Origin of the sequence: Streptomyces sp. NPDC091272 (genome assembly GCF_044757485.1) — a bacterium.
Lineage (GTDB): Bacteria > Actinomycetota > Actinomycetes > Streptomycetales > Streptomycetaceae > Streptomyces.
The window spans coordinates 149,483-172,633 of the sequence record NZ_JBIVVC010000005.1; the positions used below are offsets into that span (position 1 = coordinate 149,483).

20 protein-coding genes and 3 tRNA genes are annotated in these 23,151 nt (G+C 71.9%); 9 read left to right on the top strand and 14 right to left on the bottom strand.

The features are described 5' to 3' along the window. Positions 1–19: 19 nt before the first annotated feature. Positions 20–1,177: a serine hydrolase domain-containing protein gene (locus tag ACIQM4_RS16305; RefSeq protein ID WP_401591706.1), complete on the top strand. Its 1,158-nt coding sequence runs from the start codon at positions 20–22 to the stop codon at positions 1,175–1,177. A gap of 140 nt (positions 1,178–1,317) precedes the next feature. On the opposite strand, the gene ACIQM4_RS16310 is transcribed toward ACIQM4_RS16305, so the two are convergent. Next, on the bottom strand, positions 1,318–1,746 hold the full coding sequence (locus ACIQM4_RS16310) for an organic hydroperoxide resistance protein (protein WP_401591708.1): 429 nt from the start codon (positions 1,744–1,746) through the stop codon (positions 1,318–1,320). Positions 1,747–1,814: 68 nt separating this feature from the next. After that, positions 1,815–2,837, bottom strand: a complete 1,023-nt coding sequence (locus ACIQM4_RS16315; protein ID WP_401591710.1) for an NADP-dependent oxidoreductase — start codon at positions 2,835–2,837, stop codon at positions 1,815–1,817. A 146-nt stretch (positions 2,838–2,983) separates the two neighbouring features. Between ACIQM4_RS16315 and ACIQM4_RS16320 the strand changes: the two genes are divergently transcribed. The 3 genes from ACIQM4_RS16320 to ACIQM4_RS16330 all read left to right on the top strand — a co-directional run bounded on the left by ACIQM4_RS16320 (position 2,984) and on the right by ACIQM4_RS16330 (position 6,556). Next, positions 2,984–3,526: a hypothetical protein gene (locus ACIQM4_RS16320; protein ID WP_401591712.1), complete on the top strand. Its 543-nt coding sequence runs from the start codon at positions 2,984–2,986 to the stop codon at positions 3,524–3,526. A 230-nt stretch (positions 3,527–3,756) separates the two neighbouring features. Then, complete coding sequence (locus ACIQM4_RS16325; RefSeq protein WP_401591714.1) at positions 3,757–4,794, top strand: rod shape-determining protein; 1,038 nt, start codon at positions 3,757–3,759, stop codon at positions 4,792–4,794. A gap of 124 nt (positions 4,795–4,918) precedes the next feature. Next, positions 4,919–6,556, top strand: coding sequence for a GAF domain-containing protein (locus tag ACIQM4_RS16330; RefSeq protein WP_401591716.1), 1,638 nt, complete (start codon positions 4,919–4,921; stop codon positions 6,554–6,556). A 140-nt stretch (positions 6,557–6,696) separates the two neighbouring features. Here the strand turns inward: ACIQM4_RS16330 and ACIQM4_RS16335 are convergent, their stop codons facing one another. The 4 genes from ACIQM4_RS16335 to ACIQM4_RS16350 all read right to left on the bottom strand — a co-directional run bounded on the left by ACIQM4_RS16335 (position 6,697) and on the right by ACIQM4_RS16350 (position 8,318). Continuing rightward, positions 6,697–7,614, bottom strand: a complete 918-nt coding sequence (locus ACIQM4_RS16335; RefSeq protein ID WP_401591718.1) for a YceI family protein — start codon at positions 7,612–7,614, stop codon at positions 6,697–6,699. Positions 7,615–7,887: 273 nt separating this feature from the next. After that, positions 7,888–7,964, bottom strand: a tRNA-Ile gene (locus ACIQM4_RS16340). A 203-nt stretch (positions 7,965–8,167) separates the two neighbouring features. Then, a tRNA-Asn gene (locus tag ACIQM4_RS16345) sits at positions 8,168–8,240 on the bottom strand. 5 nt (positions 8,241–8,245) lie between these two features. Further along, a tRNA-Asn gene (locus tag ACIQM4_RS16350) sits at positions 8,246–8,318 on the bottom strand. Between the two features lie 182 nt (positions 8,319–8,500). On the opposite strand from ACIQM4_RS16350, the gene ACIQM4_RS16355 reads away from it, so the two are divergent. The 4 genes from ACIQM4_RS16355 (at position 8,501) to ACIQM4_RS16370 (ending at position 14,514) form a co-directional block, all read left to right on the top strand. Further along, a complete protein-coding gene (locus ACIQM4_RS16355) occupies positions 8,501–8,812 on the top strand; it encodes a YtxH domain-containing protein (RefSeq protein ID WP_401592336.1) in 312 nt (103 codons plus the stop codon). 63 nt (positions 8,813–8,875) lie between these two features. Next, positions 8,876–10,315, top strand: a complete 1,440-nt coding sequence (locus tag ACIQM4_RS16360; RefSeq protein WP_401591720.1) for an FGGY-family carbohydrate kinase — start codon at positions 8,876–8,878, stop codon at positions 10,313–10,315. Positions 10,316–10,846: 531 nt separating this feature from the next. After that, complete coding sequence (locus tag ACIQM4_RS16365; RefSeq protein ID WP_401591722.1) at positions 10,847–12,580, top strand: ABC transporter ATP-binding protein; 1,734 nt, start codon at positions 10,847–10,849, stop codon at positions 12,578–12,580. After that, positions 12,577–14,514, top strand: coding sequence for an ABC transporter ATP-binding protein (locus ACIQM4_RS16370; RefSeq protein WP_401591724.1), 1,938 nt, complete (start codon positions 12,577–12,579; stop codon positions 14,512–14,514). Before ACIQM4_RS16365 ends, ACIQM4_RS16370 begins: the two co-directional genes overlap by 4 nt. A gap of 14 nt (positions 14,515–14,528) precedes the next feature. Here ACIQM4_RS16370 and ACIQM4_RS16375 read toward each other — a convergent pair whose 3' ends face one another. From ACIQM4_RS16375 to ACIQM4_RS16405, 7 genes are all read right to left on the bottom strand, one after another. Then, positions 14,529–15,650, bottom strand: a complete 1,122-nt coding sequence (locus ACIQM4_RS16375) for an RNA polymerase sigma factor (protein WP_401591726.1) — start codon at positions 15,648–15,650, stop codon at positions 14,529–14,531. 187 nt (positions 15,651–15,837) lie between these two features. Further along, positions 15,838–17,736 (bottom strand): DNA primase, encoded by a 1,899-nt coding sequence (gene dnaG / locus ACIQM4_RS16380; RefSeq protein WP_401591728.1) that lies wholly within the window; start codon positions 17,734–17,736, stop codon positions 15,838–15,840. A 45-nt stretch (positions 17,737–17,781) separates the two neighbouring features. Continuing rightward, positions 17,782–19,059 (bottom strand): NAD(P)/FAD-dependent oxidoreductase, encoded by a 1,278-nt coding sequence (locus ACIQM4_RS16385; protein WP_401591730.1) that lies wholly within the window; start codon positions 19,057–19,059, stop codon positions 17,782–17,784. Between the two features lie 114 nt (positions 19,060–19,173). After that, on the bottom strand, positions 19,174–20,463 hold the full coding sequence (locus tag ACIQM4_RS16390; protein WP_401591732.1) for a deoxyguanosinetriphosphate triphosphohydrolase: 1,290 nt from the start codon (positions 20,461–20,463) through the stop codon (positions 19,174–19,176). A 121-nt stretch (positions 20,464–20,584) separates the two neighbouring features. Next, complete coding sequence (locus ACIQM4_RS16395) at positions 20,585–20,830, bottom strand: hypothetical protein (protein WP_401591733.1); 246 nt, start codon at positions 20,828–20,830, stop codon at positions 20,585–20,587. A gap of 194 nt (positions 20,831–21,024) precedes the next feature. Beyond that, positions 21,025–21,378 (bottom strand): PRC-barrel domain-containing protein, encoded by a 354-nt coding sequence (locus ACIQM4_RS16400; protein ID WP_401591735.1) that lies wholly within the window; start codon positions 21,376–21,378, stop codon positions 21,025–21,027. Between the two features lie 191 nt (positions 21,379–21,569). Further along, positions 21,570–21,740 carry a hydrophobic protein gene (locus ACIQM4_RS16405; protein ID WP_401591737.1) on the bottom strand — a complete coding sequence of 57 codons (171 nt, stop codon included), beginning with the start codon at positions 21,738–21,740 and terminating at the stop codon, positions 21,570–21,572. Between the two features lie 174 nt (positions 21,741–21,914). Between ACIQM4_RS16405 and ACIQM4_RS16410 the strand changes: the two genes are divergently transcribed. After that, a complete protein-coding gene (locus tag ACIQM4_RS16410; RefSeq protein ID WP_401591739.1) occupies positions 21,915–22,613 on the top strand; it encodes a vancomycin high temperature exclusion protein in 699 nt (232 codons plus the stop codon). 98 nt (positions 22,614–22,711) lie between these two features. Here the strand turns inward: ACIQM4_RS16410 and ACIQM4_RS16415 are convergent, their stop codons facing one another. Beyond that, positions 22,712–23,041: an I78 family peptidase inhibitor gene (locus ACIQM4_RS16415; protein WP_401591741.1), complete on the bottom strand. Its 330-nt coding sequence runs from the start codon at positions 23,039–23,041 to the stop codon at positions 22,712–22,714. Positions 23,042–23,151: the final 110 nt, after the last annotated feature.

Genomic DNA, 23,151 nt, shown 5'->3' on the forward strand with positions numbered 1-23,151 from the left:
CATCGGGGAGCTGATCCGCATGACCGGGACCGAAGTCAAGGGAACCGTCGCCGCAGGCTACGAGGAGGTCCGCGCGGAGTTCGCGGCCGTGCTCGACAACCCCGACGAGGGTCCCGACCACGCCGCCCAGCTCGTCGCGCACGTGCGCGGCGAGCTGGTGGTGGACCTGTGGGGCGGCCCGCACATCGAGGCCGACTCACTGACGCCGGTGTACTCCTCCACCAAGGGCGCCGCGCACCTGGTCGTGGCGCTGCTCGTGCAGGACGGCACGCTGGATCTCGACCGCGAGGTCGCCTCGTACTGGCCGGAGTTCGGCGTGCACGGCAAGGACAGGCTGACGCTGCGGGAACTGCTCGCGCACCGGGCGGGTGTGGTCGGCGCGGACACCGGGTTCACCCCGGAGGAGCTGGCGGACGACCGGGCGATAGCCGAGCGGCTGGCCGGGCAGCGACCGTACTGGCGGGCCGGGACCGCGTTCGGCTACCACGGCTATGTCATCGGGGCGCTGACGGGCGAGGTCGTGCACCGGGTGACCGGGCGCACCGTCCAGGAGATCTACGAGGAGCGGGTACGCGCCCCCTACGGCCTGGACTTCTACGTCGGGCTGCCGGACACGGAGATTCCGCGGGTGCTCGACACGCTGCCGATGGCGCCGACGCCCGCCCAGCAGGCGGAGGCCGCAGCGAACCCGTCCGGGGCGCACGGACTGGGCGGCATCGCCTTCAACCGGAACGGCAAGCAGCCCACGGACATCGTCGAGGCGGGCAATTCCTACGCCCTGCGCGCGAACGGCCAGCTGTCGTTCGGCGGCGTCGCCTCCGCGCGCGGGCTCGCCGGGATGTACGCGGCGGTGCTCGGCGACGGGCAGGAGCGCGGGGCGCTGCTGAGCGAGGACACGCTCGCGGAGTTCGGGCAGATCCACTCCGAGGGGATTGACCTGGTGGGCGGCGCGCGGTCGGTGTTCGGGCTCGGCTTCCAGGCCATGTCGGCGGAGAAGTACCCGGTGCTCGGGCACGGCACGATCGGGCACAGCGGGGCGGCGGGCTCCGTCGCGTTCGCCGACCCGCGCAACCGCATCGCCTACGGCTACAACCGGCGCCGGTTCGCCTACCCCGGCGGGGCGGCGCCGGAGAACGTCACGCTGGTACGGGCGTTGGTGCGGGCGGCGACGGCGTAGGGCGCGCGAGGGGCCCGCACGCGGAAACGGCAGCAGGCCCCGCACGCGGAAACGGCAGCAGGGCCCGCACGCGGAAACGGCCGCAGGGGCCGCACCGGAAAGGTGCGGCCCCTGCGGCACTACGGCCTACAGCTGGTGCATCAGGCGACGGAGAGCTCGACCTTGATGTTGCCGCGGGTGGCGTTGGAGTACGGGCAGACCTCGTGCGCCTTCTCGATCAGGGACTTGGCGGTGGCCTCGTCCACGTTCGGGATGGTCGCGGAGATGGCGACCTCAAGGCCGAAGCCGCCGGCCTCGGTGGAGCCGATGCCGACCTTCGCGGTGACGCGCGAGCCGGTGATGTCGACCTTCTCCTTGCGGGCGACGACGCCGAGCGCACCCTGGAAGCAGGCGCTGTAACCGGCGGCGAAGAGCTGCTCCGGGTTGGTGCCGGCGCCGCTGCCGCCCATTTCCTTCGGCGGGTTGACCACCACGTCCAGCTTGCCGTCGTCGGTGGCGACGCGGCCGTCGCGGCCGTTCTCGGCGGTGGCGACAGCGGTGTACTTGACGTCGATCTTCTGGATGGACATACGAGTGGATCCTCCTGCTTGGTTCGCCACGGCTCGCGCCCACGCGCCGTGACGGCGTGGGGTCGAGCTTACTTGTTGAGGCTGACGATCATCTTCCCGGTGTTCTCACCGCGAAGCATGCCGAGGAACGCGTCCACATTGTGCTCGATGCCCTCGACCACGGTCTCGTTGTACTTGAGCTCGCCGGAGCGGATCCAGCCGGAGACCTCCTCGACGAACTGCTTCTGCACGTCGGTGTGGTCGGCGACCAGGATGCCCTGCAGGCGCAGCCGCTTGCCGATGATCTGCATCATGTTGCGCGGGCCGGGCACGGGCTCGGTGTCGTTGTAGCCGGAGATGGCGCCGCAGAGGGTGGCGCGGCCGTGCACGGTGAGGGACGAGATCGCCGCCTCCAGGTGCTCGCCGCCGACGTTGTCGAAGTAGACGTCGATGCCCTTGGGGGCCGCCTCGCGCAGCTGCTCGGCGACGGGCGCCTCGTCCTTGTAGTTGAACGCGGCGTCGAAGCCGTACTCCGAGGTGAGGAGCTCGATCTTGTCGGCGGACCCGGCGGAGCCCACCACGCGCTTCGCGCCGCGCAGCTTCGCCATCTGGCCGACCTGGCTGCCGACCGCGCCGGCCGCCCCGGACACGAAGACGGTGTCGCCCTCCTTGAAGGAGGCCACCTCGAAGAGACCGGCGTACGCGGTCAGGCCCGGCATGCCGAGGACGCCGAGGTAGGTGGAGAGCGGGGCCAGCTCGGCGGAGACCTTGGTGGCGTGGTCGGCCTTCAGGTCCGCGTACTCGCGCCAGCCGAGGTCGTGCAGGACGTGGTCGCCGACCGCGAAGCGCTCGTCGTTCGAGGCGATGACCTCGCCGACCGCGCCGCCGGTCATCGGCTTGTTCAGCTCGAAGGGGGGCACGTACGACTTCACGTCGTTCATGCGGCCGCGCATGTACGGGTCGACCGAGAGGTGGAGGTTGCGGACCAGGACGCGGCCCGCGCCCGGCTCCGACACCGGGGACTCGACCAGCGCGAAGTCCTCCGGCACCGGCCAGCCGTTCGGGCGGCGTACGAGGTGCCAGGCGCGGCCGGTGGTGGGGAGAGTGGTCATGAGGAACGGCCTCCACAGCGAGAAAACAACTTTATGATCTGAATGAACCTTGCTCCTCAATGTTTGAGATTGTCAAGTAAGTGGGGTGTGACTTGCCGGGTGAACCTCTGGGACCTGCGGATTTCCAGCTCGTACTGCTGCGCCGGATGGCAGATCACCAGCCGGGGCTGGTGGAGGATGCCCGAATTGCCCTCGGGGTGAGTGTGACCGAAATGCGCGAGGTCAACCGGCGCTGGCAGGCGATGGTGCGCTCGCCCCGGTCGCGCGGCGCCGTGCAGCGCTACCGCTCCGTCCTGGGCCCGCCGGCGGCGGTCGTCCGGCGGAAGGTCGGTGACCTGGAGTGCGAGGCGCTGCTGTGGCCGGTTCCGCTGTGGCCCACCCTGCGCCTTGAGGTGCTGACCGGCCCCGACGGGTCCGCCTGGAACGAGTGGCTGGTGCGGGCGCCGGGCGAGCCGGGGCCGGCCCTCGGGACGGTGGACGACCTCGCGCCGTGGTCGGCGACGGTGGACGAGGTGGCACGCGCCTTCGCGCCGGTACGGATGCTGGACGGGGCGGCGCCGACGCGGGCGCGCCTCGCGGTGAGCGCGCCGGACGGGAGCGGCCGGGTGGCGGAGTTCTGCTGGGGACTGTTCCAGGGGTTCGCCCCCGCGGACGGCCCGCAGGGGTTGGCCCGCGCGGACGGCTCGTAGGGTGTGGCCCGCGCGGACGGCTCGTAGGGTGTGGCCCGCGCGGACGGCTCGTAGGGTGTGGCTCCTGGCGGACGGCCGGCAGAAGTTCGCCCCCCGCGGACGGCCCGCCTCCGCACCCGTAACGCGATCCGCGGTGACGGGAACTGACCATCTGGCGCCGCGTCAGCTCAGGTACCCCGGGCGGCTCATCCCAGCGCGCGCCCGAGCTGCGCGGACCGCACGATGCGACTATGACCGTCAGCCTTGAGCAGTTGCGCCGTTGCCATGTCGCCGTCGACCTGGGGGCCGCCAGGACCCGGGTGTTCGTGAAGGGTCTCGGCCTCGTGGTCGACGAGCCGAGCTGCGCCGCCGTGAACACCAGAACCGGGGCGCTCATCGCGGTCGGCGCCTTCGCCGAGCAGATGACCGGGCGCACTCCGGACTACATCCGGGTGGCCCGCCCGGTCTCCGGCGGCACCGTCGTCGACATCGAGATGGCGCAGCGGATGCTCCGTCACCTGCTCGGGGACAAGCTCCGCCGCCAGTTGCGCCGCAAGCCGGGGCTGCGGGCCGCCGCCTGCACCCCGCACGACGCCGACCCCCTCGCCCAGCGCGCCGCCGTCGAGACACTGGTGGGCATCGGGGCCCGCCGGGTGGAGCTGGTGGACACCCTCATCGCGGCGGCGGTCGGCTGCGGGCTGCCGGTGGAACAGCCGTCCGCCACCATGATCATGGTGTGCGGCGCGGCCACCACCCAGGTCGCGGTCCTCTCCCTCGGCGCGATCGTGGCGGCCGAGCGCATCCCGGTCGGCGGCAACGCCATCGACCACGCGGTGGTCCAGCACCTGCGCCAGGCACACGAACTGATGCTGCCCTCGCAGTCGGTACGCCCCCTCCAGCTCGCCCTCAGCAACAACGGGCTCGCCGCCGGCGGACCGGTCTCCACCGTGATCCACGGCCGTGACGTGGCGACCGGCCTGGCCAGGTCGGTGCACGTGGACACCGCCGCGGTGCAGCGCGCCATCCACACCCCGCTGACCGCCGTCCTCGACGGCATCGGCAAGATCCTGCGGACCTGCCCGCCCGACCTGGTCGCCGACCTCGCGGAGAGCGGGATCATGATGGTGGGCGGCAGTGCGCTGCTGCCCGGCCTCGACCAGCTGCTGCGGGACTCGACGGGCATGCCGGTACGGATCGCGGAGCGGCCCGACGTGTGCGCGGTGCTGGGGCTCGGGGCGATGCTGGAGGGACAGATCCAGCCGATGGCCCTGGACCCGCTGGCGAGCTGAGCTGCGGGGGCAGCGGACCGGTCGGCGAGCTGACCGCCGGGGCCGCGGACCCGCGGCGAGCTGAGAGCGCCGGGCCGCGGGCGCCGGGCGCAGTAGGACAACCGGGAGAAGGAACCGCCACGCGATGCACGACGAGCAACGCACCTCCCTGGGCCTTCCCCTGCTGCTCGACGCGGTCCTGGCCGTCGGCGCGGACCTGGAGGTGCCCAGCACCCTCCAGCACATCGTGGAGTCGGCGGCCGAGCTGACCGGCGCGCGGTACGGGGCGCTCGGCGTCGTCGACGCGGAGGGCACCCGGATCACCGCGCTGTACACGACGGGCCTCGACGACGGGGCCAGGGAGCGGATCGGCCGGCTCCCGGACGGGCACTCGGGGCTGCTGGGCATCCTGGTCCAGGAACCGCGCCCGCTCCTGGTGCCGGAGATCGGGGCGGACGTCCGCTCGGCGGGACTGCCGCCGGGCCACCCGGAGATGAAGTCCTTCGTCGGCGTGCCCGTACGGGTGGACCGCAAGGTCTTCGGCAACCTCTACCTCACCGACAAGGCGGACGGCACCCAGTTCACCACCGAGGACCTCTCGCTGCTGCGGGTGCTGGCGGCCCAGGCCGGCATCGCGATCGGCAACGCCCGGCTGTACGAGACGGCGCGGCTGCGCGAGGAGTGGATCAGGGGGGCGGCGGCCGTCACCACCGCGCTGCTGGACGGCGAGACGCCGTCGGACGCGCTGATGGTGGTCGCCGAACACGCCCGCGGTCTGGCGGGGGCACTGGCCGGGATCGTCCTGCAGCCGACCGCGGCGGGCGGCATGGAGATCGTCGCGGCGGCGACCGCTTCGGACCAGGACCCCGGGGGCCTCCTCGGTACGGAGATCGAGCCCGGCAGCGCGGTGCTGGAGCAACTCCTCGGCGGTGAGCCGGTGTTCGTGGAGGACTCGGCGACCGATCCGCGGATGACGACGGCCGTGCGGTCGCGCTTCGGGCCGAGCATGCTGCTGCCGCTGCAGAGCGGCGGCAAGCTCATCGGCACGCTGGCGCTGCCCCGGCGGCGGGGTGACGCGCCGTACTCGGCGGTGGAACGGCTGCTGGCCTCGCAGTTCGCCTCCCAGGCCGCGCTGGCGATGGTCCTGGCTGGCGGACGGGACGCGCGGGAACGGCTGGCGGTCTTCGAGGACCGCGACCGGATCGCCCGCGACCTGCACGACCTGGTGGTGCAGCGGCTGTTCGCGACCGAGATGATGCTGGAGTCGACGCGGCGCAGAGCGGGCACGGGTGCGGGCGCGGGCGCGGGAGCGGGGACGGACGCCGGGTCGGGGCCGGGGACGGACGCCGGCTCCGCGGCCGGCGCCATGGACGAGCTGCTCGGGCAGGCCGTCGACGAGCTGGACTCCACCATCCAGGAGGTGCGCACCGCCATCTTCGCCCTCCAGCAGCCGCCCGCACAGGCGCCGACGACCGTGCGGGGCAAGGTGCTCCGGGAGACGGCGGGGGCGGCGGCGCTGCTGGGCCTCACGCCCTCGGTGCACTTCGAGGGCGCGGTCGACGCGCTGGTCCACGCCCCCGTGGACAAGCAGCTGGTCGCCGCGCTGCGTGGCGCGCTGGCCGCTGCGCACCGCAGGCCGGAGGTGACCGCCGTACGGGTGCGGGTGGACGCGAAGGTGACCCTGCCCGGCGGCCGGGCGGGGGTCGCCCTGACCGTGACGGACAACGGGCTGAACGAGGAGGGCGGGCGGGGGACGACGGTGGAGTGGCGGACACCGCTGTGAGGGACCCACGCGACGCGACGTCGGGGTACGGGGCCGGGGGCCACGGCCGCCGACGGGGCCGTCGCAGCGGCGGGGCCGGCCGCCCGGCCGTGCGGTGGTTCCGCCCTCGCCCCCGGTGAGGAACGGAACCACCCGCGGGGTTACTCCGGCGGGGTCGGGGTGTCGGGCCCCTGGAACATCGTCTGGATGTCCATCTCCAGCCGCACCGTCGGGCCGACGATCGCGATGCCGCGCGCGAGCATGTTCCGCCAGTTCAGCGTGTAGTCCTCGCGGTGGAGTTCGGCGGTCGCGCGGGCGGCGCAGCGCAGTTCCTCGCCGTACCCTCCGTTGACGGCGCCCAGGTAGGAGGTGTCGAGCGCCACCGAGCGGCTCACCCCGTGCAGGGTCAGGGCGCCCTGGACGGACCAGGTGTTGCCGCCCCGGTAGACGAACCGGTCGCTGACGAAGTCGATGTAGGGGTAGTTCTCGACGTCCAGGAAGTCGCCGGACCGCAGGTGGTTGTCGCGGGTCTTGTTGCCCGTGGTCAGGCTCGCGGCCTCGATCCGCACCCGTACCTCGGACTCCTCCGGGTCGGCGGCCACCCGCACGCCGCCCTCGAACCTCTGGAACCTGCCGTGCACGTTCGCCATCCCCACGTGCTTGGCGATGAAGCGGATCGCGGTGTGCGGCGGGTCCACGGTCCACATGCCGGGGGCCGGCGGTTCCAGCTGCTGCGCCACCTCCAGCTCGACGCGCCCCATGGTGAGCGCCTCGCCGGGCTCGATGTAGAAGGACCAGCTGGCGGGCCGCATGCCCTCGGCGGTCATCAGCAGGCCGTACTCACCGGCGGGCAGGGCGGCGGTGAAGAGGCCGAACAGGTCTGTCGTCCCGCGCGCCACCACCCGGCCGTCCGACTTGGCGGTGATCGCGATCTCGGCGCCGCCGAGCTTCTGGCCGACCGGGTCCACCACCTCGCAGCTGACCGTCCCGGCGCCGCGCGGCACGGGCAGTACCAGCCCGCCCCCGCCGCCCGCCGAACCCGCTCTTTCCCGTGCACGCCGCAGGAGGGAGAGGACCATGGATCTCACCTTTCGCCGAAGACAACCGCGCCACCCGGCCGCCAGACCGGAACGGCTCGTTCAGTTGTCTCATAAACCAAACGTAGATCCGAAACCGCGTCGCACGGTGGCCCTCTGAGGGACGGTCACCCCCGCCCCGGGGGGACGGCGGCGTCCGGCCGCCGCACGGCAGAGGGCAAGCACGGGAGGGGCCGGGAACGCGGGAAGGGGCCCCCTCCTGGAGGGGGCCCCTTCCGTCGCCGCTGCGCGATACGTTTCTGCACCGTCCTGCTGTGGTGGGGCAGGTGGGACTCGAACCCACGGCCGACGGATTATGAGTCCGCTGCTCTAACCGGCTGAGCTACTGCCCCCACACGGCGTGGCGCGTACACATGTACGCGCCGTCTGCCGCAGCATAGCCGGTCATACGATCTCCTGCCTCGGATGGTCGGCTTCGCGTGACCATGAGGACTTCCCCGCTCCGCGGACGGTTCCCGAACGTGCCGCACACCACACCGAGGGGTGTACGCACACATGGGAAGAGGGCCTCCGTGGAGGCCCTCTTCCCTTACTGCTCCCCCGACTGGACTCGAACCAGTAACCCTCCGGTTAACAGCCGAATGCTCTGCCAATTGAGCTACAGGGGACCGCGCTCCCCCGACTGGACTCGAACCAGTAACCTGCCGGTTAACAGCCGGCTGCTCTGCCAATTGAGCTACAGGGGATTGCTGCGGTTGCATCGATTGCACCCCCACCGGCGTCTTCCCGGGGGCGTGCGGTCGCTGCGAGACATACATTAGCGCAAGCAGGGGGGTGCTCCGCCAATCGGTATGCCCCGGGATGATCTGCGGGCGTTACGGGTAGGCGGCCAGCACACCGACACCGTTGCAGGAGAAGGGTGGCAGCCATGCGCTACCGGCTCACGTTCGTCGCCGGACTGGCCCTGGGTTACGTGTTCGGCACCCGGGCCGGGCGCGAGCGGTACGAGCAGATCAGGAAGTACGCCCAGCGGGTCTCCCAGAACCCCGCCGTGCGGAACACCGCCGAGTCGGCGGCCCAGAGCGGACGGCAGTTCGCGGGCAAGGCCGTGCACACCGTCACCGAGAAGGTCGGCGACAAGGTGGGCAACCGGGTTCCCGAATCGGTCGCCCAGCGGGTGCGGTCGCTGAAGGAGCGCAGGCAGAGCGGCGAGGACGACTGGGGCACCAGCAACACCTGACCCGGCTCCCCGCTTTCACGGCTGCCGCATCCCGCCGCGGTGGGGTGCGGCAGAATCGTGTGCATGGGCATAGTCGCGGGGCTGGACAGTTCGGCCGGATTCACACACGTCGTCGTCTGCGACACCGAAACCGGTGCCGTACTGCGTGAGGGGTACGCCCCCCACCCGGTCGAGGACAGGGCCACCGAGGCGGATCCGCAGGTGTGGCTGCTGTCGCTGGGCGAGGCCGCGGCGGGCGGGCTGCTCGACGACGTCGAGGCGATCGGGGTGTCGGCCCAGCAGCACGGGCTCGTGCCGCTCGACGCGGGCGGCACGCCGGTACGGGCCGCGCTGCTCGGCAACGACAAGCGCGCACAGGTCGCCGCGGCCGACCTGGTGGAGTCGCTGGGCGGCCGGGAGGCCTGGGCACAGGCCGTCGGGTCGGTCCCGACCTCGCCGCAGCCGCTGGCCAAGCTCGCCTGGATGGCCCGGCACGAGCCCGCGAACGCGGCGCGTACGGCGACCGTGATGCAGCCGCACGACTGGCTGGTGTGGCAGCTGCTCGGCCGGCCGGCCCGCAGCACCACCGACCGTGGCGCGGCCTCCGGCACCGGCTACTGGTCGGCGGCCACCGGTGCCTACCGGCCGGACCTGGTCGAGCGGGCGCTCGGGCACCAGGTCGCGCTGCCGGAGGTGCTCGGCCCTTCCGACGCCGCGGGGACCACCCCCGAGGGGCTGCTGATCTCCGCGGGTACGGGCGAGACGATGGCCGCCGCGTTCGGGCTCGGCGTCGGGGTCGGGGACGCCGTGGTGTCCCTGGGGGCCTCGGGCTCGGTGATGGCGGTGCACCACGAGGCGCTGGCCGACCCGAGCGGGACGATCACCTCCTTCGCCGACGCGACGGGCATGCACCTGCCGGTGGTGCACACGTCCAACGCGGTGCGGGCCCTGCGGGGGACGGCCGAACTCCTCGGCCTGGAGGGCGGTCCCGCGGAGCTGTCCGCGCTGGCACTGAAGTCGACGCCGGGCGCCTCCGGACTCGTACTGCTGCCGTACCTGGAGGGTGAGCGGACCCCGTGGCTGCCGCACACGGCGGGCACGCTGTTCGGGCTGCGGCGGGAGTCCATGAAGCCGGAGCACCTGGCGCGGGCGGCCTTCGAGGGGATGCTCTGCTCGCTGGCGGACGCCATGGACGTGCTGCGCGGGCGCGGGGTGCAGGTGCGGCGGGTCTTCCTGCTCGGCGCGGCCGCCGAGCTGCCCGCCGTGCAGGCGATGGCGCCGATGGTCTTCGGTACGCAGGTGGTCGTGCCGCAGCCCGCGCAGTACGCGGCGCTGGGGGCGGCGCGGCAGGCGGCCTGGGCACTCGGAGTGACCCAGGGAACCCTCGCCCCGCACGAGCCGCCGGCCTGGCAGGGAGCGGTGGCCCAGATACTCGAACCCGGCGAGGACGCGGCGGCGGGCGGCGCGGCCCGCCAGCAGTACGCGGCGGCCCGCGACCAGATCCACCCAACCGCCTTCGGCTAGAAGCCCACGGCACCTGCACCCCGCACGGCCCACGCCCCCGCCCAGGGGGGCGCCCCTTCAGGGGCGCGGGGAACTGCGCGCCCAGCCCCAACGCACCCGCACGTCTCACACCCACGCCCGGGGGGGCGCCCCATAGGGGCGCGGGGAACTGCGCGATCAGCCACAGCGCACCCGCGCGAAGGAACATCGCGAGAGGGGGCACGCGAAGGGGTGCGCTCCGCGCGAGGGGCCGCCCCCTTGCCCACCCGTCCCGCCCCCGGGGGGCGGCCCCACTGCCCAAGAGGGCTGGGGTAGGAAGGGGAGGGAAGGGGGCTGCCCCGCCGCCCAAGGAGGCCCGGGTGGGGGTGGGCCCCGCCGCCCCAGGAGGCCCGGGTGGGGTGGGCCCCGGCGCTCAAGGGGGCGCGAGCCCGAAGGTGTGCGTCTCAGGTCTTGACTTGGGTTTGGGGTAAACCCTTGGGCAGCGCACCCCCCGTTGGCGGAGGATGGGGGCCACCACCCCCTGTCCCCCCGCCGTCCGACGAAAGACCGCGCGTGCTTCTCAAGCTTCTGCGGGCCCATCTCGGCCCGTACAAGAAACCCGTCGCCCTGCTGGTGGTGCTGCAGCTGTTGCAGACCAGCGCCTCCCTCTACCTGCCCACTCTCAACGCGGACATCATCGACAACGGCGTCGTGAAGGGGGACACGGGTTACATCCTGGAGTTCGGCGCACTCATGATCGCGGTGAGCGTCTTCCAGGTCGTCTGCAACGTCGGAGCCGTCTTCTACGGGGCGCGCACCGCTTCCGCGCTCGGGCGTGACGTCCGGGCCGCGGTCTTCGCGCGGGTGCAGAGCTTCTCGGCGCGCGAGGTCGGCCAGTTCGGGGCACCCTCGCTGATCACCCGTACGACCAACGACGTCCAGCAGGTACAGATGCTGGTCCTGATGAGCTTCACGCTGGTGGTGTCCGCGCCGATCATGTGCGTGGGCGGCGTCGTCATGGCGCTCGGCCAGGACGTGCCGCTGTCCGCTGTGCTGCTCGCGGTGGTGCCGGTGCTCGGCATCTGCGTCTCGCTGATCGTGCGCAGGATGCGGCCCCTGTTCCGCACCGTGCAGACGCGTCTGGACACCGTGAACCGGGTACTGCGCGAGCAGATCACCGGAAACCGGGTCATCCGCGCCTTCGTCAAGGACGAGTACGAGCAGGGCCGGTTCAAGAAGGCCAACGAGGACCTCACCGACGTCTCGCTGGCGACCGGCCGGCTGATGGCGCTGATGTTCCCCATCGTGATGACCGTGGTGAACGTGTCGAGTGTCGCCGTGGTCTGGTTCGGCGCGCACCGGATCGACAGCGGCGGCATGCAGATCGGTGCGCTGACCGCGTTCCTCGCGTATCTGATGCAGATCGTGATGGCCGTGATGATGGCCACCTTCATGTTCATGATGGTGCCGCGCGCGGAGGTCTGCGCCGAGCGGATCGAGGAGGTGCTGGCCACCGAGAGCAGTGTGGTGCCGCCGGTGGCACCGGTCCTCGAACTGCGGCGGCACGGCCAACTGGAGCTGCGGGGGGTCGAGTTCAGCTACCCGGGCGCCGAGGAGTCCGTGCTGAGGGACATCCGGATCGAGGCGCACCCCGGCGAGATGACCGCGATCATCGGATCGACGGGCAGCGGCAAGTCGACGCTCCTGGGCCTCGTACCGCGGCTGTTCGACGCGACCGGCGGCGAGGTGCTGGTCGACGGGGTGGACGTACGGACGCTGGATCCGGCGCTGCTCGCGAGGACGGTGTCGCTGGTCCCGCAGAAGCCGTACCTCTTCTCGGGGACGGTCGCGAGCAACCTGCGGTACGGAAATCCCGACGCGACGGACGAGGAGCTCTGGAAGGCGCTGGAGACGGCGCAGGCCCTCGACTTCGTGACACGGCTGGAGGGCGGGCTCGACGCCCCGGTCTCGCAGGGCGGCACCAATGTCTCCGGCGGTCAGCGGCAGCGGCTCTCGATCGCCCGGACGCTGGTGCAGCGGCCGGAGATCTATCTGTTCGACGACTCGTTCTCCGCGCTGGACTACGCGACGGACGCCGCCCTGCGCGCGGCGCTCGGCCGGGAGACCGCGCAGGCGACCGTCGTCATCGTCGCCCAGCGGGTGTCGACCATCCGCGACGCGGACCGCATCGTCGTGCTCGACGAGGGCCGGGTGGTGGGAACGGGCCGCCACCACGAGCTGATGGAGACCAACGAGACCTACCGGGAGATCGTGCTCTCCCAGCTGACGGAGGCTGAGGCGGCATGAGCGGGCCTGCTGGACGCATGATGGGACCCCCGACCGAGAAGTCGATGAACTTCAAGGAGTCGGGGAAGCGGCTGGTGCGCCGGCTCGCACCGGAGAAGGCCGTGCTGTGGGTGATGTTCGTGGCGGTCGTCGGCAGCGTCTCGCTGTCGGTGGCAGGACCGAAGATCCTCGGCGGGGCCACCGACCTGCTCTTCGCGGGGATCGTCGGCCGCACCATGGAGCCCGGCGTCACCAAGGCGCAGGCCCTCGAAGGGCTGCGCAGGAGCGGCGACGGCGGGATGGCGGACATGCTCTCCGGCGTCGACTTCACCCCGGGGCAGGGCATCGACTTCGGCGCGGTCGGCGCCGTGCTCCTGGTCGTGCTGGCGGTGTACGTCGGCGCGGGCCTGCTGATGCTCGTCTCGACACGCCTGGTGAACCTCGCGGTCAACCGGACCGTGTACCGGATGCGCCAGGACGTGCAGGCGAAACTGTCGCGGCTGCCGCTGGCGTACTTCGACAAGGCCAAGCGGGGCGAGGTGCTGTCGCGCACGACCAACGACATCGACAACATCGGCCAGACCATGCAGCAGACGATGGGCCAGCTCATCAACTCGGCGCTGACCGTGGTGGGCGTGCTCGTCATCATGTTCTGGATCTCGCCGCTGCTCGCGGTGGTGGCGCTGGTGACGGTGCCGCTGTCGGTGTTCGTCGCGGCGAAGGTCGGAAAGCGGTCGCAACCGCAGTTCGTGGCGCAGTGGCGGACCACCGGCGCGCTGAACGCGCACGTCGAGGAGATGTACACCGGGCACGCCCTGGTGAAGGTTTTCGGCCGGCAGCACGAGTCGGCGGAAGCCTTCCGCGAGCAGAACGACAAGCTGTACGAGGCCGGGTTCAGGGCGCAGTTCAACAGCGGGATCATGCAGCCGCTGATGATGTTCGTGTCGAACCTCAACTACGTGCTGGTGGCCGTGGTGGGCGGACTGCGGGTCGCTTCCGGGACGCTGTCGATCGGTGACGTCCAGGCGTTCATCCAGTACTCGCGGCAGTTCTCGATGCCGCTGACGCAGGTCGCCTCGATGGCCAACCTGGTGCAGTCGGCGGTGGCCTCGGCGGAGCGGGTCTTCGAACTGCTCGACGCCCAGGAGCAGGAGCCGGACGCGCCGGACGCGGCAGGACTGCCGGTGACGGGCCCGGACGAACCGCGGGGCGCGGTGGTCCTGGAGCACGTCTCCTTCCGGTACGAGGCGGACAAGCCGCTGATTGAGGACCTCTCGCTGCGGGTCTCCCCCGGGCAGACGGTCGCGATCGTCGGGCCGACCGGCGCGGGCAAGACCACCCTGGTGAACCTGCTGATGCGCTTCTACGAGGTCACCGGCGGCCGGATCACCCTGGACGGCGTCGACATCGCGCAGATGTCGCGGGAGGAGCTCAGGTCGGGGGTCGGCATGGTGCTCCAGGACACCTGGCTGTTCGGCGGGACGATCGCCGACAACATCGCGTACGGGGCGGCGGGCGAGGTCGGCAGGGACGCGATCGAGGCGGCGGCGCGTGCCGCGCACGCGGACCGGTTCGTGCGGACGCTGCCCGACGGGTACGACAGCGTCATCGACGACGAGGGGTCGGGGGTCAGCGCGGGCGAGAAGCAGCTGATCACGATCGCTCGGGCGTTTCTGTCGGACCCGGTGATCCTGGTGCTGGACGAGGCGACGAGTTCGGTCGACACCAGGACCGAGGTGCTGATCCAGAAGGCGATGGAGCGGCTGGCGCACGGGCGGACGTCGTTCGTGATCGCGCACCGGCTCTCCACGATCCGGGACGCGGACGTGATCCTGGTGATGGAGAGCGGCTCGATCGTCGAGCAGGGGACGCACGAGGAACTGCTGGCGGCCGAGGGGGCGTACGCGCGGCTGTACGCGGCGCAGTTCGCACAGGCGGTGGTGGAGGTGGAGTAGCCGGCCCCCCCGTCTCAGTCCAGGTAACCCCTCAGCTGGTCCGCGAACGCGTGGTCGCGGAGTTTGTTGAGGGTCTTGGACTCGATCTGGCGGATGCGTTCGCGGGTCACGCCGAAGATGCGGCCGATCTCTTCGAGGGTGCGCGGGCGGCCGTCCGCCAGCCCGTAGCGGAGCTGGACGACCTTGCGCTCGCGCTCGCCGAGGGTGGAGAGGACCGCCTCCAGGTGTTCGCGCAGGAGCAGGAAGGCGGCGGACTCCACCGGCGACGCGGCGTCACCGTCCTCGATGAGGTCGCCGAGGGCCACGTCGTCCTCCTCGCCCACGGGGGCGTGCAGGGAGACCGGTTCCATGGCCAGGCGCAGGACCTCGCCGACGCGCTCCGGGGTGAGGTCGAGCTGCGCGGCGACCTCTTCGTGGGTGGGCTCGTAGCCGCGCTCCTGGAGCATCCGGCGCTGCACCCGTACGACGCGGTTGATGAGTTCGACCACGTGCACGGGGACCCGGATCGTACGGGCCTGGTCGGCGAGGGCGCGGGACATGGCCTGGCGGATCCACCAGGTGGCGTACGTGGAGAACTTGAAGCCGCGGGCGTAGTCGAACTTCTCGACGGCCCGGATCAGGCCGAGGTTGCCCTCCTGCACCAGGTCGAGCATGGTCAGCCCGCGGCCGACGTACCGCTTCGCCACGGAGACGACCAGGCGCAGGTTCGCCTCGATGAGGCGCCGCTTGGCCACCCGGCCCCGTACCACCAGCTTGTCCAGGTCGAGGGCGAGCTGGGAGTCCAGGTCGGATGCGCCCGCCAGTCTCTCCTCGGCGAAGAGGCCCGCCTCGACGCTGCGGGCCAGTTCGACCTCGTCGGCGGCGGTGAGCAGCGGGATGCGGCCTATCTCCCGCAGGTACTGGCGGAAGAGGTCGGAGGACGGGGTGGCGGAGCCGTCGGCGCGGGCGGGGCGTTCCGGCGGGTCGGGGCGCTCCTGCTCGCTCTGCGGCTCGCGTTCCTCCAGCGTGTCCTCGGTGGACCTCGGCGCCTGTCCGGCCGCGTCCGGATGGTGCTCGGCGCGGCTCTGCGCGGGAACCGCCGTTACCAGATCGGTCAGGGTCCGGGTCTGCACGGGGGCGACCTCCAGGGTGAACACAGCCGGGTCAAAGCCTCAGGCACCGCACCCAGTGTGGGGTGCGACACACGGCCGCCGCGAGGGGCGTGCGCTGACTTTCTGAGTCCGGTCCGTGACCGAGTGGTTACCCGGAGGGAGCCAAAAGGCGCTAGGAGAGTCCGCCGGGCGGCCCGGAGCCGGGCCCCGGGGCCCGCACCTGAACCGCCCGCTAGAGCGCGGCCGCGCCGTGGTTGCGCAGGGAGCGGGCGTACTGCTGCAGGACCCACAGTTCGTTCTGCACGGCGGCCAGGTGGTCGGGGTCGCCCTGGCTGCCGACCCTCGCCAGGGAGCCCTGTACCTCCAGGATGCGGCGGTCGACGGCGCGCAGCCGGACCGCCACGAGCTGCTCGCCCGCGTACACCTCGTCCACGGTCCTGCGTCGGATGGGTTCCACCGCCAGCTCCGTGACCATGGCCCTGACCTGGTCGTTCACGGCTGCCTCGCGGACCTGGGCGAGGTAGTCGGCGGGGGCCCCGGCGCCGAGCTCCGCGCCGCCCGCCTCCTCGATGGTCTGGCGCACGGCGGCGTACGGGGGCGCGGTGAACTCGTCGGCACCGTACGCGTCGAAGGCCGGGGAGACCAGGTCGGGCCGCTGCAGGGCGAGCTTCAGCAGCTCGCGCTCGGTGCGGTGGACCGGGCTGCGCAGGGTGAGGGCGGGACCCGCGTGCACGGGGGCCGCCGGGCCCGTGTCGTACTGCCGGGGGGCCTGCGGGGCCGCGGCGCCGCGCCCGCCGCGGTCCTTCGCCCAGCGGGCGAGCTGTCCGATGCGCTTGACGACGAACTGGGTGTCGAGGATGCCGAGCATGCCGGCGAGCTGTACGGCGACCTCGTGCTGCGAGGCGCTGTTCTTGATGCGGGCGACGACCGGGCCGGCCTCGTCGAGGGCGGCGGCCCGCCCGGCCGGGGTCTCCAGGTCGTACCTGGCGATGATCTGGCGCAGCGCGAACTCGAAGAGCGGGGTGCGGGGCTGGGTGAGGTCGACCACGGCCTCGTCGCCCTTCATCAGCCGCAGGTCGCAGGGGTCCATGTTGTCGGGGGCGATCGCGATGTACGTCTCGGCGGCGAACTTCTGGTCGTCCTCGAAGGCGCGCAGGGCGGCCTTCTGGCCCGCGGCGTCGCCGTCGAAGGTGAAGATGACGCGGGCGCTGCCGTTGTCCATCAGGAGCCGGCGGAGGATCTTGATGTGGTCGCCGCCGAAGGCGGTGCCGCAGGTCGCGATGGCGGTGGTGACGCCCGCCAGGTGGCAGGCCATGACGTCGGTGTAGCCCTCGACGACGACGGCCCTGCTGACCTTGGCGATGTCCTTCTTCGCCAGGTCGATCCCGTACAGCACCTGGGACTTCTTGTAGATCGGCGTCTCGGGGGTGTTGAGGTACTTCGGCCCGTTGTCGTCGTCGCGGAGCTTGCGCGCGCCGAATCCGACGACCTCGCCGCCGATGTCGCGGATCGGCCACATCAGCCGGCCGCGGAAGCGGTCGATGGGACCGCGGCGGCCGTCCTGGGAGAGCCCTGAGGTGATGAGCTCCTTGTCGCTGAAGCCCTTGCCGCGCAGGAAACGGGTGAGGTGGTCCCAGCCGGCCGGGCTGTAGCCGACGCCGAAGTGGGCGGCGGCGGCCTGGTCGAAGCCGCGCTCGGCGAGGAAGGTGCGCCCGATCTCGGCCTCGGGGCTCTCCAGCTGCTGGATGTAGAAGTCCGCCGCCGCCTTGTGCGCCTCGACGAGGCGGGTGCGCTCGCCGCGCTGCGTGGAGGGGTTGTAGCCGCCCTCCTCGTACCGCAGGGTGATGCCCGCCTGCGCGGCGAGGCGCTCGACCGTCTCCGCGAAGGTGAGGTGGTCGATCTTCATCACGAAGGCGATCGTGTCGCCGCCCTCCTGGCAGCCGAAGCAGTGGAAGAGACCCTTGCTCGGACTGACCTGGAAGGACGGGGACTTCTCGTCGTGGAAGGGGCAGAGGCCCTTGAGGTTGCCGCCGCCCGCGCCCTTGAGCTGAAGGTATTCGGACACGACGGCGTCGATCGGGAGCGCCTCCCGGACCGCCTTCACGTCGTCGTCGTTGATCCTGCCTGCCACGCGTGAAGTGTACGGGGAGGCTCGGACACCCCGACGGCGGCGGGGTCAGTGGATCAAGGAGTCCAGGGGTACGGAGGGGTCGGCGAGGGCATGGTGGTCGACCTCGGCCCCGCTGCGCACGAGCCGCTGGATCTGGTCGGTGACGTCCCACACGTTGACGTTCATGCCGGCGAGCACCCGGTGGTCCTTCAGCCAGAAGGCGATGAACTGGCGCTTGCCCGCGTCGCCCCGGACAACCACCTGGTCGTACGAGCCGGGGGGCGCCCAGCCCGAGTACTCCAGGCCCAGGTCGTACTGGTCGGAGAAGAAGTAGGGGACGCGGTCGTACGCCGTGCCGTGCCCGAGCATGGCGCGGGCCGCGGCGGGTCCGCCGTTCAGCGCGTTCGCCCAGTGCTCGACGCGCAGCCGCCGGCCGTGCAGCGGGGTGCCGGGCAGGTGCAGCGGTACGGCGGCGACGTCGCCCGCGGCGTAGATGTCGGGGTCGCTGGTGCGCAGGTGGCTGTCGACGGCGATGCCGCCGCCGTGCGACCGGTCCACCAGGGCCAGTCCCGAGGCCTCGGCGATGGCGGTGCGCGGGGCGGCGCCGATGGCGGCGAGCACGTCGTGGGCGGGGTGCTCCTCGCCGTCGTCGGTGAGGGCGGCGAGGACCATGCCGTCCTGGCCGACGATCTCGGTGAGGCGGGCCCCGAAGTGGAAGCGGACGCCGTGCTCGGCGTGCAGGTCGGCGAAGAGCTGGCCGAGCTCGGGGCCGAGGACGGAGTGCAGGGGGGTCGGCTCGGGTTCGACGACGGTGACCTCCGCCCCGTACCCACGGGCCGCCGCGGCGATCTCCAGGCCGATCCAGCCGGCCCCCGCGACGACCAGGTGCCCGTTGTCGCGGCCGAGGGTGGCCAGGACGCCGCGCAGCCGTTCGGAGTGGGAGAGCCGGCGCAGATGGTGCACGCCGGCCAGGGCGGTGCCGGGGATGTCGAGGCGGCGGGGCTCCGAGCCGGTGGCCAGGAGGAGCTTGTCGTAGCCGATCAGGGTGCTGTCGCCGAGCCGGACGGTCTTCGCCTCCCGGTCGAGGTGCACGACGGGCTGACCGAGGTGCAGCTCGACGTCGTTGGCGGCGTACCAGCCGGGCTCCTGGACGAGGACGGAGTCGCGGTCCGCCTTGCCCGCGAGCAGTGCCTTGGAGAGGGGCGGGCGTTCGTAGGGGTGGTCCCGTTCGTCGCCGATCAGGATCACCCGGCCGGTGAAGCCCTCGGCGCGGAGGGTTTCGGCGGCTTTCGCTCCGGCGAGTCCCGCGCCGACGATGAGGTACGTCTGATCTGCGTCGACCACTTGATGCCTCCATTGTGCGCCTGTGCTGTGCGCGTGTGCCTTCGAGCGTCCCGCACGGATGGTGAGGGGGGAAGAGGGGGGTGGGGTCGGCGGGCGCCGCCCGGACGGGAAACGCTACAAGCGTCCGCCTCCGGTCAGCCGGCCGTGCAGGGACCTGGCCGAGGCGTCCGTGAGGGATGCGATCTGGTCCACCAGGACCCGCTTGCGTGCGCGGTCGTCGTGGGCCGCGTCGAACAGGGCCCGGAACTGGGGGTCGAGCCCCTCCCCCGGCGCCCGCACCGTCAGCGCCTGGGCCAGCTCCGCGATGACGACCCGCTGGTCGGCGCGCAGCCGTTCCTGTTCCGCGCGCTGCATCACGTACCGGTCGGCCACCGCCTTCAGGACCGCGCACTCGTTGCGCGTCGCGCGCGGGACGATGAGCTCCGCCCCGTAACGGGTGAGCCGGCCGCCGCCGAAGGCGTCGCGGGTCGCCGACTCCGCCGCCAGGCAGAAGCGGCCGATGAGCTGGCTGGTGGCGTCCTTCAACCGGGCCTGGGCGATGGCCGATCCGTCGTAGCCGTGCGGCCACCACTCCTGCTCCATGAGGCGGTCGAGGGCGGCGGCCAGTTCGGCGGGGTCGGTGTCGTCGGGTACGTACCGCCCGCGCGCCACCTGGTAGATCTCCCGCCGCTCGGGCTCCGCGTGCAGGAGGCCGGGGTCGATGTGGCCGGCGTGCAGGCCGTCCTCGAAGTCGTGCACCGAGTACGCGACGTCGTCGGACCAGTCCATCACCTGGGCCTCGAAGCACTTGCGCAGCCCCGGGGCGCCCTCGCGTGCCCACCGGAAGACCGGCAGGTCGTCCTCGTACACCCCGAACTTCACCGAGTGGGGGTCGGTGGGGTGACTGCCGCGCGGCCAGGGGTACTTGGTGGCGGCGTCCAGGGCGGCCCTGGTGAGGTTGAGGCCGACGCTGACGAGAGCGCCGCTCTCCTCGCTGCGTACGAAACGCTTGGGTTCGAGGCGGGTCAGCAGCCGCAACGACTGGGCGTTGCCCTCGAACCCGCCGCAGTCCTTGGCGAATTCGTGGAGCGCCTGCTCGCCGGTGTGCCCGAAGGGCGGGTGGCCCATGTCGTGGGAGAGGCAGGCCGCTTCGACCAGGTCGGGGTCGCAGCCGAGGGCGGCGCCGAGCTCCCGGCCGACCTGGGCGCACTCCAGGGAGTGGGTGAGCCGGGTGCGGGGGCTGGAGTCCCAGGCCTGGCTGCGCGAACCGGGCGTGACCACCTGGGTCTTGCCCGCCAGGCGGCGCAGCGCGGCGGAGTGCAGCACCCGGGCACGGTCGCGCTGGAACGCGGTCCTGCCGGGCCGTTTGTCGGGCTCGGCGTCCCAGCGCTGTGTCGCGGCCGAGTCGTATGCGGTGCTTTCCATACCGATGACCGTAACCGCAGCGACTGACAGCCGCGCCCACCCGCCGCGTGCAGGTCAGGCGGGTGAGGGGCCACCGGCCCGGCGGGAGCGGCCCACCGGTCGGGCAGGTTTGGTTCGCCGGTCAGGCGGGTGAGGGGGTTCCGGTGCCGCGCGGTGCGCCGTGGGGGTACTTCCCCTCGGCCCGGGTCCCGTTGAAGGACGTGCCGCCGAGCTGGGTGGACAACTGGGCGGTGATACGGGTGAGGAGCTCGGCGACGGTGTCGAACGGCAGGGAAGGCGTCCCACCGGGCCCGGGGGCGGGGCCGGCCCCCTGGACGGCGCGGGGCTCCCGAGGTGCTTCTCGCGGCGCTGCCGGCTCTGTCGTCATGCCGTCGATACTCCCCCTCACACATTGCACCGGCGTTGCGCGAGGGTGACCGCTGTTCACCGCCCTGCCCCGGCCCGCCAGAACCGGTTCCGCCCGGCCCCTGCTTCCCGTGGCGGCACGGCGGCGGGGCCGGCCGGGAGTCTCCTCCCGGCCGGCCCCGCCCGCGGTACTTGACGTCACCGCCCGCGCACCTCTCAGGGGCGCCGGTGCTTGCCGTAGTAGCCGCCGATCTGCTCGTGGTAGCCCGAGTCACCGATGTGCTTGTCCTTGTCGAACTCGGGCGCGTCCTTGATCTGGTCCTTGGTCAGGTCCACGTAGATCTTCTTCTCGGCCGCGTCGACGCTCTTGACCGTGCCGGCCGGCAGCAGCACGTGCTTGCCGAAGATCCAGACACCGGTGTCGACGACCAGGTAGGCCGAGCCCACCTCGTCGGAGTGCTTGTCGACCTTGCCGATGCTGCCGTCGGTCGCCTCGACCTTGTACCCGGTCAGGGCGGTGCCCGACTGGTGACCGGCCGTCGGCTGGTAGCCCCAGATGTTCTCGCTCATGAATGGCTCCTTCATCGTAGGCAATTGACGCGTGTCCCACGTCTTTCGTATCCGTCTTTCGTACCGGGAAAGCGTCCGCTCAACAACTGCCGCTTTCCCTCTGACGGACGGGTGCCCGGTGTTTTCTTTCCTACACGGGACAAACCGCCGGAATTTCTTCGCCGTCCGGCGGCCCGGCCGTCACGCCTCTTCTACCAGCGGTACCAGCGACCGCGTCGGCCACCGCTGCCGCTGGACCGCGCAACGAATCCGAGCGCCCACAGGATCAGCACCGCGAGGGCGATCCAGAAGAAAATCTTGACCGCGAATCCCAGTCCGAAAAGAAGCAGGATCAGCAGAAGTACCACCAACAGGGGAACCATGGTTATCAACCTCCAGGCACACGTGTTCCCCGGCAATTGGGCGCCATGCACAATGCATTCGGAACAACGCCGCCCCCCTGCCCTTCCGTTCGCCGCACGGGAGGAGGGGAACCTTCCGTGCCGCCCGAGCGTCCAGAGGGTGAGGAGCGGACGGGTACCACCAGGGGGAATGTGATGCGGTTCGGGCTACCGAGTGTCAAGTGGCCCCGGCTGCCGCGGAGCCGGGGGGCGAGACGGCGGCTGGTGCGGGCCGTGGTGGCCGGGTGCGTGCTCGCCCTGCTGCCGTCGACGTGGACGTACGCGGCGACCGGCGGGCGGGTCGGCGGCACCGGGGAGGCGCCGGAGCGGGAGGTGGGCATCGTCTTCGGGGCCGGGCTGTGGCGCGGCGGGCCCACGCCGTACCTGGCGCGCCGGCTGGACGCGGCGGCGGAGCTGTACCGGGCGGGGAAGATCCGTGTCGTGCTCGTCACCGGGGACAACAGCCGCGAGGAGTACGACGAACCGGACGCCATGCGCACCTACCTGGTGCGGCACGGGGTGCCCGCCGGGCACATCGTCAGTGACTACGCCGGATTCGACACCTGGGACTCGTGCGTACGGGCAAAGAAGATCTTCGGGGTGGACCGGGCGGTACTGATCAGCCAGGCCTTCCACATACGGCGGGCGGTCGCGCTGTGCGACGCGGCCGGGGTCGAGGGCTTCGGCGTCGGGGTCGACGACGTGCACGACGCGACCTGGTACTACGGCGGGGCCCGTGAGGTGTTCGCCGCGGGGAAGGCCGCCCTGGACGCCGCGTTCCGGCCCGATCCGCGCTTCCTCGGGGCGCGCGAACCCGGGGTGAGCGAGGCGCTGGCGGGGCCGCCTGCCCGCTGAGGCGCCGGACCTCTGCCGGTGGAGGGGCCCAGCGCTCTCCTCGCGGGGGCGCCGGGCCGCCGGGCAGGCGAAATCGGCAGGCAGGCGCGGTCGCCGGATCAGCCGAAGTTGACGCGGGTGATGGTGTTCCGGTCGTCGACGTAGAGGTTGAGCCGGTCCGGGCTGTACTCCTGGGTGACGAAGGAGTCCGGGGCGACGATCCGGTACGGCTCGGGGATGTCCCGCTCGTGGACCAGCCGGCCGGCGGGCACGCCGGAGGGGTCCGGTGAGCCGGTCGGGACGAGGGTCCTACCGACCCACTGGTCGTAGTCGGGTGCGACGGCCACCGCCGGCTGGGACTCGGCCGCATGGGACTCCCCCGTCGGCGCGAAGAACGTCGCCGCCAGGGCCGCCGCCGTGAACAGGGTCTTGAGGTGGGTGCTGTGCATGCACGGCAGGTTGCTACTGGCCACGCCCAACTTCCAAACTTCCCCCACCCATTCGGGTGTATCGCGTGTCGGCCCGCGACGGGGGCGGCCGTCCGGTGCGGAGCAGGGGG

What these genes read in the sequence shown, in the direction of transcription:
- ACIQM4_RS16305 (WP_401591706.1), top strand. Translation starts at nt 20, where the DNA reads ATGACCGGGACCGAAGTCAAGGGAACCGTCGCCGCAGGCTACGAGGAG.
- ACIQM4_RS16310 (WP_401591708.1), bottom strand. Translation starts at nt 1,746, where the DNA reads ATGTCCATCCAGAAGATCGACGTCAAGTACACCGCTGTCGCCACCGCC.
- ACIQM4_RS16315 (WP_401591710.1), bottom strand. Translation starts at nt 2,837, where the DNA reads ATGACCACTCTCCCCACCACCGGCCGCGCCTGGCACCTCGTACGCCGC.
- ACIQM4_RS16320 (WP_401591712.1), top strand. Translation starts at nt 2,984, where the DNA reads ATGGCAGATCACCAGCCGGGGCTGGTGGAGGATGCCCGAATTGCCCTC.
- ACIQM4_RS16325 (WP_401591714.1), top strand. Translation starts at nt 3,757, where the DNA reads ATGACCGTCAGCCTTGAGCAGTTGCGCCGTTGCCATGTCGCCGTCGAC.
- ACIQM4_RS16330 (WP_401591716.1), top strand. Translation starts at nt 4,919, where the DNA reads ATGCACGACGAGCAACGCACCTCCCTGGGCCTTCCCCTGCTGCTCGAC.
- ACIQM4_RS16335 (WP_401591718.1), bottom strand. Translation starts at nt 7,614, where the DNA reads ATGGTCCTCTCCCTCCTGCGGCGTGCACGGGAAAGAGCGGGTTCGGCG.
- ACIQM4_RS16355 (WP_401592336.1), top strand. Translation starts at nt 8,501, where the DNA reads ATGCGCTACCGGCTCACGTTCGTCGCCGGACTGGCCCTGGGTTACGTG.
- ACIQM4_RS16360 (WP_401591720.1), top strand. Translation starts at nt 8,876, where the DNA reads ATGGGCATAGTCGCGGGGCTGGACAGTTCGGCCGGATTCACACACGTC.
- ACIQM4_RS16370 (WP_401591724.1), top strand. Translation starts at nt 12,577, where the DNA reads ATGAGCGGGCCTGCTGGACGCATGATGGGACCCCCGACCGAGAAGTCG.
- ACIQM4_RS16390 (WP_401591732.1), bottom strand. Translation starts at nt 20,463, where the DNA reads ATGGAAAGCACCGCATACGACTCGGCCGCGACACAGCGCTGGGACGCC.
- ACIQM4_RS16395 (WP_401591733.1), bottom strand. Translation starts at nt 20,830, where the DNA reads ATGACGACAGAGCCGGCAGCGCCGCGAGAAGCACCTCGGGAGCCCCGC.
- ACIQM4_RS16400 (WP_401591735.1), bottom strand. Translation starts at nt 21,378, where the DNA reads ATGAGCGAGAACATCTGGGGCTACCAGCCGACGGCCGGTCACCAGTCG.
- ACIQM4_RS16405 (WP_401591737.1), bottom strand. Translation starts at nt 21,740, where the DNA reads ATGGTTCCCCTGTTGGTGGTACTTCTGCTGATCCTGCTTCTTTTCGGA.
- ACIQM4_RS16410 (WP_401591739.1), top strand. Translation starts at nt 21,915, where the DNA reads ATGCGGTTCGGGCTACCGAGTGTCAAGTGGCCCCGGCTGCCGCGGAGC.
- ACIQM4_RS16415 (WP_401591741.1), bottom strand. Translation starts at nt 23,041, where the DNA reads ATGCACAGCACCCACCTCAAGACCCTGTTCACGGCGGCGGCCCTGGCG.